This window comes from Pseudomonas sp. OG7 (genome assembly GCF_014192825.1).
In the GTDB taxonomy this organism is placed as follows: domain Bacteria; phylum Pseudomonadota; class Gammaproteobacteria; order Pseudomonadales; family Pseudomonadaceae; genus Aquipseudomonas; species Aquipseudomonas monteilii.
In genome coordinates, this window is record NZ_JACHYK010000006.1 from 273,795 (window position 1) to 287,891 (window position 14,097).

The window sequence follows — 14,097 nt, forward strand, 5'->3', positions numbered from 1 at the left end:
ATCTACCTCAGTTTCAGGGTTGCAAGGCCGATCAGCACCAGGATCACGGTGATGATCCAGAAGCGGACGATCACACGTGGCTCTGGCCAGCCCTTGAGTTCAAAGTGGTGGTGGATCGGCGCCATGCGGAACACGCGCTTGCCGGTCAGCTTGAAGGAGGCGACCTGGATCACCACCGACAAGGTTTCCATGACGAAGATGCCGCCCATGATGAACAGGACGATTTCCTGGCGAACGATGACCGCGATGGTGCCCAGCGCCGCGCCCAGTGCCAGCGCACCGACGTCGCCCATGAACACTTGCGCCGGGTAGGTGTTGAACCACAGGAAGCCCAGGCCCGCACCGATCAGCGCGCCGCAGAACACGATGAGTTCACCCGAGCCCGGCACGTAAGGGATCAGCAGGTATTCAGCGAACTTCACGTTACCCGACAGGTAGCAGAAGATGCCCAGGGCACCGCCGACCATCACCGTCGGCATGATTGCCAGGCCGTCGAGGCCGTCGGTGAGATTGACCGCGTTGCTGGAGCCAACGATGACGAAGTAGGTCAGCACCACGAAGCCGATGCCCAGCGGGATGGTGACGTCCTTGATGAACGGCAGGATCAACGTCGTCTCGACGCTGGTCGGCGCGGTCTTGTACAGGAACACGGCCGCAGCCAGGCCGAACACCGACTGCCAGAAGTACTTCCAGCGGCTTGGCAGGCCACGCGAGTTCTTTTCGATCACCTTGCGGTAGTCGTCGACCCAACCGATGGCACCGAACGCCAGGGTCACGATCAGCACCACCCACACGTAGCGGTTGGATAGATCAGCCCACAGCAGGGTGCTGATGGCGATGGCCGACAGGATCAATGCGCCACCCATGGTCGGGGTGCCGGACTTGGACAGGTGCGATTGCGGGCCGTCGTTACGCACGGCCTGGCCGATCTGACGAATTTGCAGGGTACGGATCATCCACGGCCCCAGCCACAGCGCCAGGGACAACGCGGTCAGTACACCAAGAATCCCGCGCAGGGACAGGTACTGGAAGACCGCGAAGCCTTTGTGGAACTGTTGCAGATACTCGGCCAACAGCAGCAGCATTAATGTTTCTCCCCGCTGGCACCGCACAATGCCGCCACGACGTTTTCCATCGCAGCGCTGCGCGAGCCCTTGATCAAGATAGTGGTGTCGCTGGCACTTTCGGCGCTAACGGCGTCGATCAGCTCAGCTTGAGTAGCGAAATGACGGCCATTGGCGCCGAACGCCTTGACCGCATATGTCATGTTGGAACCCACTGCGTACAGGGCATCGACCTTGCCACGCGCGTAGTCACCCACCTGACGGTGGCCTTCTTCCGCCCATTGCCCCAGTTCGCCGATATCTCCAAGCACCAGGACGGTGCGCCCGGAAAAGCCGGCGAGTATATCAATGGCCGCGCACATGGAGGTGGGATTTGCGTTGTAACTGTCGTCGATTACCCGCACACCGTTCGTCGCGATCTGCGCCACGGTGCGGCCCTTGACCGGTTGTACCGCAGCCAGGCCGGCGGCGATGCCGCTAAGGCTCAGACCAACGGCATGGGCGGCAGCCGCAGCGGCCAAGGCGTTGCTGACGTTGTGGGTACCCAGCAGGTTCAACTGCACCGGTACGCTGCCATCAGGCCCATGCAGGGTGAACGACGGGCAGCCCCGGGCATCACGGCCGATATGACTGGCATGGAAGTCTGCCTGCGGGTTATCCAGTGCAAAGGTGAAAATGCGGTGGTTGCCGGCACGCTCGCGCCAGATGTCGAACGCCTTGTCAGACAGGTTGAGGATGGCAGTCCCGCCCTCGCCCAGGCCTTCGAGAATCTCGCCCTTGGCTTCAACGATCTTTTCCGGCCCGCCGAACTCGCCAACGTGGGCGGTACCGGCATTGTTGATGATGACCACCTGAGGCTTCGTCAGGCCGACGGTGTAGCGGATTTCACCGATGCGCGAGGCGCCCAGCTCGATCACCGCCGCGCTGTGCTCAGGGGCGATCTCCAACAGGGTCAGCGGCGCGCCAAGGTCGTTGTTCAGGTTGCCACGGGTGGCATGCACCAGGCCACGGGTACGCAGGATGCTGGCGAGCATTTCCTTGACGGTGGTCTTGCCGCTGGAACCGGTAATGGCAACAACAGGCTTGTCGAAGGCAGCACGGTTCAAGGCGCCGAGTTGACCGAGCGCTACCCGGCAATCCTTGACCCGCAATTGCGGCAGGTCGACACCGGCCACTTCACGCTCGACCAGGGCAGCGACTGCGCCTTTGGCCTTCACATCGGCCAGGTAGTCATGGCCATCGAAACGCGGACCGGCCAAGGCGACGAACAATTGCCCGGCGCTGACGCTGCGGCTGTCGATGCTGACACCGGTGAAGGTGGCGTCGCCACCGATTTGTTGACCACTCAGTGCTGTGGTCAGCTGGCTGAGTGACAGCGGCTTAAGCATGTGGAGCCTCCCAGGCTGCAAGTGCCTTCTCGGCTTCGGTGAGGTCGGAGAAGTCATGGCGCTGGCCATTGATCTCCTGGTAATCCTCGTGCCCCTTGCCGGCCAGCACGATCACGTCGTTGGCAGCAGCGGTGGCAATCAGGTGCGCGATGGCTTCACCACGGCCTGCGACGAACTCGACCTCGGCAGGATTGGCGAAACCGGGGCGAATGTCGTCGAAAATGCGCAGCGGGTCTTCGGTACGCGGGTTGTCATCGGTGACCAGGACGCGGTCGGCCAGGCGCTCGGCCACTTCGGCCATCAGCGGGCGCTTGCCGCGATCACGGTCGCCACCGCAGCCGAACAGGCACAGCAGCTTGCCGTGGGCGTGCGGGCGCAGGGCTTCGAGCACTTTCTCGAGAGCGTCCGGGGTGTGCGCGTAGTCGACCACCACCAGCGGCTTGTCGCCGCCACCCAGGCGCTGCATGCGACCTACCGGCCCTTGCAGTTGCGGGGTGACCTTGAGAATTTCGTCCAGCGAATAGTCCAGCGCCAGCAGCGTCGCCACGGCAGCCAGCATGTTGCTCAGGTTGAAGCGGCCCAGCAACTGGCTGCGCAGGGCGCGCTCACCCTGGGCAGTGACCAGGGTGGCACGCACACCATCGTCATTGAACACGGCTTCGCGGCAGAACAGCGAAGCGTCCGCGTTTTCCAGGCTGTAGCTAAGCAGCCGGGTCTCGATATGATCGACACTCGGGCGCCGGGCAAAGTCGTCGGCCAGGCGACGCCCGAAGGCGTCATCCAGGTTGACCACCTGACAACGCAGGCTCGGCCAGGCGAACAGCTTGGCCTTGGCGGCCTCATAGGCCTCCATGCTGCCGTGATAATCGAGGTGGTCGCGGGACAGGTTGGTCATCACCGCGATGTCGAATTCCAGTGCGGCAACCCGGCCTTGCTCCAGGGCATGGGAGGAAACCTCCATGGCCACTGCCTTGGCGCCACCTTTCTTGAGGTCGTTGAGGGTCGACTGCACGGCGATCGGGTCGGGCGTGGTCAGGCGGCCGCTCTGCAGCTCACCGTAGAAGCCGGTCCCCAGGGTGCCAATCAGGCCACAGCGCTGGCCGAGCAGGTCGAGCGCCTGAGCCACCAGTTGGGTAACGCTGGTCTTTCCGTTGGTGCCGGTCACCCCCACCAGGTTCAACTGGCGGCTGGGTTCGCCATAGAAGCGCCCGGCAATATCGGACAACTGAGCGATCAGGCCTTTGACCGGAATCAGCGGCACATCGGTCAGCGGCAGCACGTTGGCGCCCTGCTCTTCATAGGCCACGGCAGCGGCGCCACGGGCCAGGGCATCGGCAATATGCTCGCGACCATCGACCTTGGCGCCCGGCACGGCCAGGAACAGGTCACCCGGGCGTACATTTCGGCTGTCCAGGGTCAGCTCACGAATCAGCGGGTCACGGCTGGCGTGGGCGAACAGTTTGCTTAATGGCATTGTCATTATCCACGCCCTCCCTTGGCGTCTGCTGCATTGACTTGCGATTGCCCGGCGGGGGCTGCTGGCGCAGGTGGCGGCAGGTTGTCTGGCGGTACGTTCATCAAACGCAGGGTGCCGGACATGACCTTGCTGAATACCGGCGCCGAAACCAGGCCACCGAAGTAGCCGCCTTTGCCCGGCTCGTCGATGACCACAACGATGGCGTAGCGCGGGTCGCTCATCGGACCGAAGCCGGCGAACAGCGAGCGGTAGGCGTTTTCGGTGTAGCCCTTGGAACCCACGGTGGCCTTACGCGCGGTACCGGACTTGCCGGCCACGTGATAGAACGGCACCTGGGCGCGGAACACGCCACGCGGCGCTTCGATCACCTGCTGCAGCATGCCCTGAACGGTTTCGGCGGTTTCCTTTGGAATGGCCTGCACAGCGTCCGGCGCCTTGTCGACCTTGAGGATCGACAGCGGCACCATCTTGCCGTCGTTGGCCAGCGCCGCGTAGGCATGCACCAGTTGCAAGGCGGTCACCGACACGCCATAGCCATAGGACAAGGTTGCGGTCTCGGCCTTGCGCCACTCGCGGTGGTTAGGCAAGTTACCGACGCGCTCACCCGGGAAGCCAAGGCCGGTGTACTGACCCAGGCCGACCTGGGACATGACGCGGTAGATCGCCTCACCGCCAATATCGAAGGCGATCTTGCTCATGCCGACGTTACTGGAGTTGATCAGGATGCCGGTCAGGTCGAGGATCGGGCCTTCACTGCGCGACACGTCCTTGATGGTGTAACGGCCGATCTGCAGGCTGCCCGGGTACACCTCGACCTTATCGGTCGGTTTCCAGCGACCGCTCTGCAGCGCCGCACTCATGGAGATCGGCTTGACCGTGGAGCCCGGCTCGAACACGTCGATGATCGCCCGGTTACGCATGGCGGCCGGGAACATGCTGCGGCGGTTGTTGGGGTTGTAGGTCGGCTGGTTGACCATGGCCAGGACCTCACCGGTCTTGACGTCCATGATCACCAGGCTGCCGGCCTTGGCGTCCTGTTCGGCAATGGCGTTGCGCAGTTCGCGGGTGGCCAGGTACTGCAGGCGCAGGTCTATCGACAACGCCAAGGTCTTACCGGCCTTGGCGTTCTTGGTTACCTGGATGTCTTTGATCAGCCTGCCGCGCCGGTCCTTGATCACCTGGCGCTTGCCGGGCACGCCGGCCAGCCACTCGTCGTAGGCCAGCTCGACACCTTCGCGACCATGGTCGTCGAGGTCGGTGAAGCCGACCATGTGCGCGGTGACATCACCGGCCGGGTAGAAGCGACGGAATTCTTCCAGGCCGTACACACCGGGCACTTTCAGGTCGAGCACATGCTGGCCCTGCTCCGGGGTCAGGCCGCGGACCAGGTAGATGAATTCCTTGTTGGCTTGCTGGGTCAGGCGCTCGGCCAACTGCTGCGGGTTTTGCCCAAGCGCTGCGGCCAACTGCGGCCAGCGGTCTTTGGACGCCTGCATTTCCTTGGGGTTTGCCCACAGGGTGGTAACCGGGGTGCTCACGGCCAGCGGTTCACCGTTGCGGTCGGTAATCAGGCCACGGTGCGCCGGAATAGGGATATGACGCAGGCTGCGCGCGTCGCCCTGCCCCTTGAGGAAGTCACGGTCAACGACCTGCAAATCGATGATGCGCCAGCAAATGGCACCGACCATAATGGCCAGCAGCCCGATCACCACGCGGAAGCGCCACGGGTAGAGTGCGCCTTCGAGCTTCATCATGGCGCCACCATCCGTACTTCGTCAGCCGAAGGTACGCGCATCTTCAACTGCTCGGAAGCCAGGTTCTCGATACGGCTGGCAGCAGTCCAGGTGCTCTGTTCAAGAATCAGGCGCCCCCACTCGGCCTGGGCCTTGTCACGCTCGTTCAGCTCGCCGTACAAGGTGTTGAGCAACTGACGGTTCCAGTGCGCGCTGTAGGACACGGCTATAGCCGAAACCAGCACGGCAACGAACAGCAGAAGCATCAGGAAGCTTCCGCCTGGCAAGGGTTTGGCAAACAGCCTGCTCACCGCAGCTTCTCCGCCACGCGCATCACGGCGCTACGCGACCGTGGGTTGGCCTTGAGCTCGGCTTCGGAGGCGAACTGGGCCTTGCCGATGAGCTTGATTTTCGGCTCGAAGGCCTTGTGCTGTACCGGCAGGTTGCGCGGCAGGTTGTCGGCCTCGCCCTTGACCAGCTTGCGCATGAACAGCTTGACGATACGGTCTTCCAGCGAGTGGAAGCTGATCACCGCCAGGCGGCCACCGACTTCGAGGGCATCGAGCGCGGCCTCAAGGCCGGCTTCCAGGTCACCCAGTTCGTTGTTGACGTGAATGCGAAGGCCCTGGAAGGCACGGGTAGCCGGGTTCTTGCCTTTTTCCCAGGCAGGGTTGGCCACCTTGAGTACTTCCGCCAGGTCGGCGGTACGGGTGAAAGGCTCCTTTTCACGGCGCTCGACCACGGCACGCGCCATGCGGCCGGCGAAGCGCTCTTCACCGTATTCCTTGAAGACGCGGGCAATTTCTTCCACCGGCGCGGTGGCGATGAACTCGGCGGCACTGATGCCTTGGGCCGGGTTCATGCGCATGTCCAGCGGGCCGTCATTGAGGAAGCTGAAACCACGCTCGGGGTCATCCAGTTGCGGTGACGACACGCCAAGGTCCAGCAACACGCCGCTGACCTTGCCGTGCAGACCGCGCTCGGCCACTTCCGCGCCCAGCTCGGCAAAGCTGCGCTGCACAATGACAAAGCGGCCGTCTTCGGCCGCCAGCGCTTGCCCCGTGGCAATCGCCTGTGGATCTTTATCGAAGCCCAGCAGCCGCCCTTGCGGCCCGAGCTTGCTGAGAATCAGCCGGCTGTGTCCGCCACGGCCAAAGGTGCCGTCCAGATAGCAACCGTCGGCGCGCAGGGCCAATGCCTCGACAGCTTCGTCGAGCAGGACGGTAATGTGGTTGAAGCCGCTATCTATGGTCACAGGATCAGGTCACGCAATTCGTCGGGCATGGCACCCGGTTGTTGAATAGCTGCAAGGTCGGCTGCCGAAACCGCGTTCCAGGCATCTTCATCCCACAGCTGGAATTTGTTCAGTTGCCCCACCAGCATCGCCTTCTTGTCGAGCTTGGCGTACTCACGCAGGCGGGGCGGTACCAGGAAACGCCCACTGCCATCGAGCTCCAGGTCAACCGCATTACCGATCAGCAAACGCTGCAGGCGACGGTTTTCCTCACGCAACGACGGCAAGGCACGCAACTTGGCTTCTATCTGTTCCCACTCATCGAGGGGATAAACACACAAGCAGGGGTCCACGGCGTCGATGGTCACGATCAGTTGACCATTGCAACGCGAATCGAGCTCGTCACGGTACCGGCTCGGCATGGCGAGACGTCCCTTGGCATCGAGGCTGACGGCGTTGGCTCCGCGGAACACGGCTGCGATTCCCCACAATGTTAGCTTTTTTGTGCCAGAAAACCCACTTCATCCCACTTTCTGCCACTTGCGCACACTATAGGAATCCGCCCGCAGCACCGTCAAGGCACGTTCATAAGGAAAAGCCTTACAGGACCGAGATTTAGCGCGTTAAGAGAAGGTGGAAGCACTACCAAGAAGAAAAAAAGACGAGAAAAATCAAACCCACGCAAGCGAATGGAGTTCGAAGTTAAAGTGATTTATCAAGAGTAAGATTTTTTCGGTATTACCAGAGAGGATCTGCTATCGAATGAAGCAGAGAAGGAAAGGTGGAGAGTCGATCTGTAAGCCGGGTTTTGTCGAGGACAGTCATTCCTCTACGACGGCCATCACTGGACGCCTCTAGCAACCTACCCGGTTCCGACGCGGGCCACGCCTGATGGAACCCTATTTGGTCTTGCTCCGAGTGGGGTTTACCTAGCCACGCACTGTTGCCAGCCGTGCGGTGCGCTCTTACCGCACCTTTTCACCCTTACCGGCACCGAAGTGCTTAGGCGGTTATTTTCTGTGGCACTTTCCGTAGGCTCACGCCTCCCAGGCGTTACCTGGCACTCTGCCCTATGGAGCCCGGACTTTCCTCCCCCTGCTGCTCACACAACAAAAGTTGCGGAACAAAAGCAGGCAGCGACTGTCCGATCGACTCTCCGCCGACAAGGTTACCGGCACGCGCGCCCGAGAACAAGCAATACCGGCATTTATATCAATTTGCCACTATTCGGCTTTCTGCTTTTCAAGGGCAAGTTGATACAACAGGTTCTTGCGCACCCCGGTAATTTCAGCCGCAAGTGCAGCCGCCCGCTTCAGCGGTAACTCGGCCAACAACAGGTCGAGCACCCGCTGGGCCTCGGCACTGATGGCCTGCTCGCCCTCCGGCGCACTCCACCCACCTACCAGTACCACGCACTCACCGCGCTGCTGGTTGCTGTCGCCAGCCACGAAGGCACGCAACTCAGCCAGCGGCAGGCCCTTGAGGGTCTCGAACGTCTTGGTCAGTTCGCGCGCCAGCAATGCCGGGCGGTCACCACCAAAAACCGCCTCCATGTCTTCAAGGCACTCCAGGATTCGGTGCGGGGCTTCATAGAAGATCAGCGTGCGCGGTTCTTCCTTTACCTGCTCCAGGCGTGCCCGGCGCCCCGCCTGCTTGGCTGGCAGGAAACCTTCGAAGATGAAGCGGTCCGACGGCAAGCCGGCCGCCGACAGCGCAGCGATCAAAGCACAGGCACCCGGCACCGGCACCACATTCACCCCAGCGGCCCGCGCCTGGCGCACCAAGTGGTAGCCGGGGTCGGAAATCAGCGGCGTGCCGGCATCAGAGACCAATGCCACGTTCTCGCCAGCCAGCAGCTTGGTGAGGAAACGCCCGCCTTCGTCGCGCTCGTTGTGCTCATGACAGGCCGCCAGTGGCGTGTCGATGCCAAAGTGCTGCAACAGCCGGACCGAATGGCGGGTGTCCTCGGCGGCGATCAGCGCCACGTCCGCCAGCACCTTCAACGCCCGGGCGCTCATGTCATCGAGGTTGCCGATAGGGGTTGCCACCACATACAGCGTCCCCACCGTGGATTTCGAAGCCCCTGCCACATCAGTCACTGCGCACACCTGTCATTCGGATCAAAGGCGCCATTGTAGCCCGAGCGCCTGCAACAGGGCGCAAAGAACTTCACCAGCGACCGGCGACAGGCCACCTATAGTGAAGGATCGACACGGCGACATCGCGCCCCGGCCAGTGCTTGGGTACAATTGCCGGCCAACTTGATCGAGTAACAGGACCTTTACATGATCGCTTGCCTGCGGCTGCTCACAGCCCTCTGCCTCGCTGCCCTGCTGGCGGCCTGCGCTAGCTCGCCCTCATCCAGCCTGGGCGAACTGCCACGCACCCCGGATGCCAGCATCGAGCAACTGCTCGAAAAGGCCGCTTCCAGCAAGTCTGCGGAAGACGCCGCCCTGCTGCGCCTGAGCGCAGCCGACCTGGCCTACAAGCAGAAGGATTTCCCACGCGCCGCACGCATCCTCGAGCAAGTGCCGCTGGACACGCTCAAGCCGGCCCAGCAAGTGTTCGCCAGCACCCTCGCTGCCGAACTGGCCATGAGCCGCAACCAACCCAAGGCCGCCCTGACAGCACTGGCTCACCCTAGCCTGCAGCGCGTCGCCGAGCTTCCGGCCGAGCAGCAAGCACGCACCTACAGCGTGCACGCCGCCGCCCTCGAAGCCGACGGCCAGGCCCTGGCTGCTGCGCAACAGCGCGTACTGCTGGCTCCGCTGCTCAGCGGCCAGGCCGCCAGTGCCAACAACGATGCCATTTGGGCACTGGTCGCCTCGCTGCCGGCAGAGCAACTGCAGCAGCCGGCCAACGACCAGACGCTGAGCAGCTGGACCAGCCTGGCCTTCGCCGTGAAAAGCGCCGGCACCCTGGAGCAGCAGCAAGCGGCTATCGAAGCCTGGGTCAAACAGCACCCGGACCACCCGGCAGCCCTGCAACTGCCGCAGGCACTGACCAAGCTCAAGGAACTGGCCAGCCAGCCGCTGACCAAAATTGCCCTGCTGCTGCCGCAGGAAGGCCCGCTGGCCGGTGTTGCCCGCGCGTTGCGCGACGGCTTCATGGCCGCCCACTTCCAGGCCCAGCAGGCCGGCCAGCCAGCGCCTGCAGTGCAGGTGTTCGACAGCTCGCGCATCGGCTCGCTCGATGATTTCTATCGCCAGGCCCAGGCCGCTGGCGTGCAACTGGTCATCGGCCCGCTGGAAAAACCGCTGGTGAAGCAACTGGCCGCCAAACCTCAACTGCCCATTACCACTCTGGCCCTGAACTACGCTGACGCCGGTCAGAAGGCGCCGCCGCAGCTGTTCCAGTTCGGCCTGGCTGCCGAAGACGAGGCCCGCGAAGTTGCCCGCCGCGCACGCGCAGACGGCATGGTTCGGGCCGTGGCCCTGGTGCCGAGTGGCGAGTGGGGTGACCGCGTACTGGCCGCCTTCCGCCAGGACTGGGAAGGCAATGGCGGCACCCTGCTCGCCGCCGAGCGCATCGCCCAACCCGTCGCCCTGGCCCAGCAAATTGCCGACCTGTTCCAGCTGCGCCAGAGCGAGGGCCGCGCCAAGAGCCTGCAAAGCACGGTAGGCGGTAGCATCGCAGCACAACCGTCGCGCCGTCAGGACATCGACTTCATCTTCCTCGCCTCGACCCCACAGCAGGCACAGCAGATCAAGCCGACCCTGAACTTCCAGTACGCCGGTGACGTGCCTGTCTACGCTACCTCGAACCTGTACAGCGCCAGCGGCGACGTCAACCAGTACAATGACATGAACGGCATTCGCTTCTGCGAAACGCCGTGGTTGCTCGACACCAGCAACAGCCTGCGCCAGCAAGTCGTGCAACAGTGGCCGCAAGCCGCTGGCAGCCTGGGCCGCCTGTATGCCATGGGCGTCGATGCCTACAGCCTGGCGCCGCGCCTGGGCCAACTGAAAGCACTGCCGGACAACCGCGTCATGGGCCTTTCGGGCAGCCTGAGCATCAACGCCAACCAACGCGTCGAGCGCCAGCTGCCATGGGCCGAATTTGCCGGCGGCCAGATCAAGCGCCTGCCTGACACCGCGCGTTGATGGCCGCAGCATCACCAACTCGCGCCGGGCAAGCGGCAGAAAACCAGGCCCTTGAGTACCTTCAGGGGCAAGGTCTGCAGCTGCTGGCGCGCAACTGGCGATGCAAAGGCGGTGAGCTTGATCTGGTCATGCTTGACGCCGATACAGTAGTATTCGTCGAAGTCCGCTACCGGTTGCACGCGGGCTTCGGAGGCGCCCTCGACAGTATCGACGGGCGCAAGCAGAAACGGCTGGTGCTTGCCGCCACCCTGTTCCTGCAGAAGGAGCCCCATTGGGGCAACCACCCCTGCCGCTTCGACGTAGTCGCCCTGCAGGGCAGCCACCATGCAGGCAGACCGCTTCAATGGCTGAAAAACGCCTTCGAATGCTGAACCCACTTCGTTTTTTTTGCTCTATGTATCGCGGGCCGGTCGTTGTTGCGCGTAGCAAAGGCCACCGCCCTACTTAAGGTCACCAGATGGACATGCAATCCCGAATTCGCCGGCTGTTCCAGGCCAGCATCGATACCAAGCAACAGGCAATGGACATCCTGGCACCGCACATCGAGCAGGCCAGCCTGGTCATGGTCAATGCGCTGCTCAACGAGGGCAAGATGCTCGCCTGCGGCAACGGCGGATCGGCTGGCGATGCCCAGCACTTTTCCTCCGAGCTGCTCAACCGCTTCGAACGCGAACGCCCGAGCCTGCCTGCCATCGCGCTGACCACCGACAGCTCGACCCTGACCTCGATCGCCAACGACTACAGCTACAACGAAGTCTTTTCCAAGCAGATCCGCGCCCTGGGCCAGCCCGGCGACGTTCTGCTGGCGATCTCCACCAGCGGCAACTCGGCCAACGTGATCCAGGCGATCCAGGCCGCACATGACCGCGAAATGATTGTCGTAGCATTGACTGGCCGCGACGGCGGCGGCATGGCTTCGCTGCTGCTGCCCGAGGACGTGGAAATCCGCGTACCTTCCGCCGTTACCGCGCGCATCCAGGAAGTCCACCTGCTGGCGATCCACTGCCTGTGCGACCTGATCGACAGCCAACTGTTCGGGAGTGAAGAATGACCCCAATGCGCCTCGGCCTGATGGCCCTGACCCTGTGCCTGAGCGTCACCGGTTGCAGCTCGGTACTGACCTCTACACGCAATTCGCCGATCGAGGACGATCGCGGCACGCGCACCATCGGCAGCAAGATCGACGACTCGCTGATCGAGACCAAGGCCGCGGTGAACATTTCCAAGGCCAGCCCTGACCTGGACAAAGGCTCGCACATCGTTGTCAGCAGCTACAACGGCATCGTCCTGCTGGCCGGGCAAACCCCGCGCGCCGACCTCAAGAGCCTTGCCGAGCAAACCGCCAGCCAGGTGCAGCGGGTCAAGAAAGTGCACAACGAACTGCAGGTGATGCAACCCTCCTCCATCCTGGCACGCAACAACGACGCCTGGCTGACCACCAAGATCAAGACCCAGATGCTGACTGACAATGCCGTGCCCAGCTCGCGCATCAAGGTGATTACCGAGAACGGTATCGTCTATTTGCTCGGCCTGGTAACCCAGCAGGAGGCCAACTCGGCCACTGCCGTGGTACAGGGTGTGTCGGGCGTGCAGAAGATCGTCAAGCTGTTCGAGTACATCGACTGACACACTGGCCTCTTCGCGGCTAAAGCCGCTCCTACAGGTATCGCGTACCTCTGTAGGAGCGGCTTTAGCCGCGAAGAGGCCGGCACAGACAACATCAATGCCCCACCTTCAAGAAACCCGGGAAACACCGCATGAAAAAGCTTCTGCTGCCTGCCCTGCTGATCGGCACCTTCGCCACCCTGGCCGGCTGCTCAACCCCTAGCCTGATCACCCTCAACGATGGCCGTGAAATCCAGGCTGTCGACGCACCGAAGTACGACCGCGACGCCGGCTTCTACGAGTTCCAGCAACTCGATGGCAAGCGCACCCGCATCAACAAGGACCAGGTACGCACCATCAGCGACCTGTAATCCCGCGTTGCAACAAAGAAAAAGGCGATCCGGTTGGATCGCCTTTTTTGTTACTTGACCACTTTCAGGCTCGGTCGGCCACTTGGGCGTGGCGGCTGCCCACCTCCCTCTGGCGGCCCGTCGTCGTCCGGCTGCACGTCATCGTCTTCCAGCTCGTCGCCATCCATTGGCGACTCCAGCTCAAAGACCATGCCCTGGCCATTTTCGCGGGCATAGATGCCCAGAATGGCGCCAACCGGCACAAACAGCGAGTGGGCCACTCCACTGAAACGGCCCTCGAAGCTGACCGCTTCATTGTCCATGTGCAGGTGGCGCACGGCACTTGGCGAGATATTCAGGACAATCTGGCCATCACTGGCGAAACCATCCGGCACCTGAACTTTCGGGAATTCGGCATTGACCAGCATATGGGGCGTGCAATCGTTGTCGACGATCCACTCGTACAGTGCTCGAACCAGATAGGGGCGACTGGAGTTCATCAACGGCTCCTTAAAGCTTGCGCATTTCACGTTCTACGGAGGACAGGCTCGCCTGGAAAGGCTCGCGAGCGAACTGACGCTCCATGTAATCCAGCAGCGGCTTGGCTTGCCGCGGCAACTCGATACCCAACACCGGCAAACGCCAGAGTATGGGCAGTAGACAGCAATCGACCAGGCTTTGCTCATCGCTCATGAAACAGGCGAATTCATTGAACAGCGGCGAAACGCCGGTCAGGCTTTCGCGCAAGGCCTTGCGCGCTTCGGTTCTGGCAGCCTCACTGCTGCGTGAATCGAGCACGGTATCGGCCAGGGCACACCAGTCGCGCTGAATGCGGTGCATCAGCAAGCGGCTGTTGCCGCGCGCAACCGGGTATACCGGCATCAGCGGCGGGTGCGGGTAACGCTCCTCCAGGTATTCCATCACCACGGTCGACTCATACAACGCCAGGTCACGGTCGACCAGGGTCGGCACACTGCCGTAAGGGTTCACTTCGACCAGCTTGGGCGGCAGGCGGGCGGGGTCGACATCGATGACCTGTACGGTGACGCCCTTCTCGGCCAACACCAGGCGTACCCGATGAGAATAGTGATCAGCGGGATCGGAATAGCAGGCTAACCTGTTGGTTGCGCCCATGTAGCGGCT

The 14,097-nt window shown here is 62.6% G+C and carries 15 protein-coding genes and 1 other RNA gene; 5 read left to right on the forward strand and 11 right to left on the reverse strand.

What is annotated here, in order from left to right:
* Nucleotides 1-2: 2 nt before the first annotated feature.
* From mraY to rsmI, 9 genes are all read right to left on the reverse strand, one after another.
* On the reverse strand, nucleotides 3-1,085 hold the full coding sequence (mraY, locus tag FHW75_RS16785) for a phospho-N-acetylmuramoyl-pentapeptide-transferase (protein WP_016713560.1): 1,083 nt from the start codon (nucleotides 1,083-1,085) through the stop codon (nucleotides 3-5).
* Nucleotides 1,085-2,452: a UDP-N-acetylmuramoyl-tripeptide--D-alanyl-D-alanine ligase gene (murF, locus tag FHW75_RS16790; RefSeq protein ID WP_025753956.1), complete on the reverse strand. Its 1,368-nt coding sequence runs from the start codon at nucleotides 2,450-2,452 to the stop codon at nucleotides 1,085-1,087. Before murF ends, mraY begins: the two co-directional genes overlap by 1 nt.
* Nucleotides 2,445-3,932, reverse strand: a complete 1,488-nt coding sequence (locus FHW75_RS16795; protein WP_019097346.1) for a UDP-N-acetylmuramoyl-L-alanyl-D-glutamate--2,6-diaminopimelate ligase — start codon at nucleotides 3,930-3,932, stop codon at nucleotides 2,445-2,447. Before FHW75_RS16795 ends, murF begins: the two co-directional genes overlap by 8 nt.
* Complete coding sequence (locus tag FHW75_RS16800) at nucleotides 3,932-5,680, reverse strand: penicillin-binding protein 2 (protein WP_161751431.1); 1,749 nt, start codon at nucleotides 5,678-5,680, stop codon at nucleotides 3,932-3,934. The genes FHW75_RS16795 and FHW75_RS16800 overlap by 1 nt, the downstream gene beginning before the upstream one ends.
* The gene (ftsL, locus tag FHW75_RS16805) at nucleotides 5,680-5,973 is read right to left on the reverse strand and encodes a cell division protein FtsL (RefSeq protein ID WP_003260787.1); all 294 of its coding nucleotides are present in this window, start codon (nucleotides 5,971-5,973) and stop codon (nucleotides 5,680-5,682) included. Before ftsL ends, FHW75_RS16800 begins: the two co-directional genes overlap by 1 nt.
* Nucleotides 5,970-6,917, reverse strand: a complete 948-nt coding sequence (gene rsmH / locus FHW75_RS16810; RefSeq protein WP_019097348.1) for a 16S rRNA (cytosine(1402)-N(4))-methyltransferase RsmH — start codon at nucleotides 6,915-6,917, stop codon at nucleotides 5,970-5,972. The genes ftsL and rsmH overlap by 4 nt, the downstream gene beginning before the upstream one ends.
* Complete coding sequence (gene mraZ / locus FHW75_RS16815; RefSeq protein ID WP_004575120.1) at nucleotides 6,914-7,369, reverse strand: division/cell wall cluster transcriptional repressor MraZ; 456 nt, start codon at nucleotides 7,367-7,369, stop codon at nucleotides 6,914-6,916. The genes rsmH and mraZ overlap by 4 nt, the downstream gene beginning before the upstream one ends.
* Before the next feature lie 308 nt (nucleotides 7,370-7,677).
* An RNA gene (rnpB, locus tag FHW75_RS16820) (RNase P RNA component class A) lies at nucleotides 7,678-8,052 on the reverse strand.
* A 67-nt stretch (nucleotides 8,053-8,119) separates the two neighbouring features.
* Complete coding sequence (gene rsmI / locus FHW75_RS16825; RefSeq protein ID WP_016713554.1) at nucleotides 8,120-8,995, reverse strand: 16S rRNA (cytidine(1402)-2'-O)-methyltransferase; 876 nt, start codon at nucleotides 8,993-8,995, stop codon at nucleotides 8,120-8,122.
* A 186-nt stretch (nucleotides 8,996-9,181) separates the two neighbouring features.
* Between rsmI and FHW75_RS16830 the strand changes: the two genes are divergently transcribed.
* From FHW75_RS16830 to FHW75_RS16850, 5 genes are all read left to right on the forward strand, one after another.
* Nucleotides 9,182-10,999, forward strand: coding sequence for a penicillin-binding protein activator (locus FHW75_RS16830; RefSeq protein WP_183674099.1), 1,818 nt, complete (start codon nucleotides 9,182-9,184; stop codon nucleotides 10,997-10,999).
* Complete coding sequence (locus FHW75_RS16835; protein ID WP_019098045.1) at nucleotides 10,999-11,370, forward strand: YraN family protein; 372 nt, start codon at nucleotides 10,999-11,001, stop codon at nucleotides 11,368-11,370. Before FHW75_RS16830 ends, FHW75_RS16835 begins: the two co-directional genes overlap by 1 nt.
* A gap of 86 nt (nucleotides 11,371-11,456) precedes the next feature.
* The gene (locus FHW75_RS16840; protein ID WP_016713550.1) at nucleotides 11,457-12,050 is read left to right on the forward strand and encodes a phosphoheptose isomerase; all 594 of its coding nucleotides are present in this window, start codon (nucleotides 11,457-11,459) and stop codon (nucleotides 12,048-12,050) included.
* Nucleotides 12,047-12,625, forward strand: a complete 579-nt coding sequence (locus FHW75_RS16845; RefSeq protein WP_019098044.1) for a BON domain-containing protein — start codon at nucleotides 12,047-12,049, stop codon at nucleotides 12,623-12,625. Before FHW75_RS16840 ends, FHW75_RS16845 begins: the two co-directional genes overlap by 4 nt.
* 131 nt (nucleotides 12,626-12,756) lie before the next feature.
* On the forward strand, nucleotides 12,757-12,975 hold the full coding sequence (locus tag FHW75_RS16850; protein ID WP_016488976.1) for a YgdI/YgdR family lipoprotein: 219 nt from the start codon (nucleotides 12,757-12,759) through the stop codon (nucleotides 12,973-12,975).
* Nucleotides 12,976-13,025: 50 nt separating this feature from the next.
* On the opposite strand, the gene FHW75_RS16855 is transcribed toward FHW75_RS16850, so the two are convergent.
* The gene (locus FHW75_RS16855; RefSeq protein WP_016713547.1) at nucleotides 13,026-13,454 is read right to left on the reverse strand and encodes a ClpXP protease specificity-enhancing factor; all 429 of its coding nucleotides are present in this window, start codon (nucleotides 13,452-13,454) and stop codon (nucleotides 13,026-13,028) included.
* 10 nt (nucleotides 13,455-13,464) lie between these two features.
* Complete coding sequence (locus FHW75_RS16860) at nucleotides 13,465-14,088, reverse strand: glutathione S-transferase N-terminal domain-containing protein (RefSeq protein ID WP_016713546.1); 624 nt, start codon at nucleotides 14,086-14,088, stop codon at nucleotides 13,465-13,467.
* Nucleotides 14,089-14,097: the final 9 nt, after the last annotated feature.

Bases quoted from the DNA above. Each gene is read 5' to 3' on its own strand.
- FHW75_RS16840 (WP_016713550.1), top strand. From the start codon at position 11,457: ATGGACATGCAATCCCGAATTCGCCGGCTGTTCCAGGCCAGCATCGAT.
- FHW75_RS16845 (WP_019098044.1), top strand. From the start codon at position 12,047: ATGACCCCAATGCGCCTCGGCCTGATGGCCCTGACCCTGTGCCTGAGC.
- FHW75_RS16860 (WP_016713546.1), bottom strand. From the start codon at position 14,088: ATGGGCGCAACCAACAGGTTAGCCTGCTATTCCGATCCCGCTGATCAC.
- FHW75_RS16855 (WP_016713547.1), bottom strand. From the start codon at position 13,454: ATGAACTCCAGTCGCCCCTATCTGGTTCGAGCACTGTACGAGTGGATC.
- murF (WP_025753956.1), bottom strand. From the start codon at position 2,452: ATGCTTAAGCCGCTGTCACTCAGCCAGCTGACCACAGCACTGAGTGGT.
- FHW75_RS16795 (WP_019097346.1), bottom strand. From the start codon at position 3,932: ATGACAATGCCATTAAGCAAACTGTTCGCCCACGCCAGCCGTGACCCG.
- FHW75_RS16850 (WP_016488976.1), top strand. From the start codon at position 12,757: ATGAAAAAGCTTCTGCTGCCTGCCCTGCTGATCGGCACCTTCGCCACC.
- FHW75_RS16800 (WP_161751431.1), bottom strand. From the start codon at position 5,680: ATGAAGCTCGAAGGCGCACTCTACCCGTGGCGCTTCCGCGTGGTGATC.
- FHW75_RS16835 (WP_019098045.1), top strand. From the start codon at position 10,999: ATGGCCGCAGCATCACCAACTCGCGCCGGGCAAGCGGCAGAAAACCAG.
- FHW75_RS16830 (WP_183674099.1), top strand. From the start codon at position 9,182: ATGATCGCTTGCCTGCGGCTGCTCACAGCCCTCTGCCTCGCTGCCCTG.
- mraY (WP_016713560.1), bottom strand. From the start codon at position 1,085: ATGCTGCTGCTGTTGGCCGAGTATCTGCAACAGTTCCACAAAGGCTTC.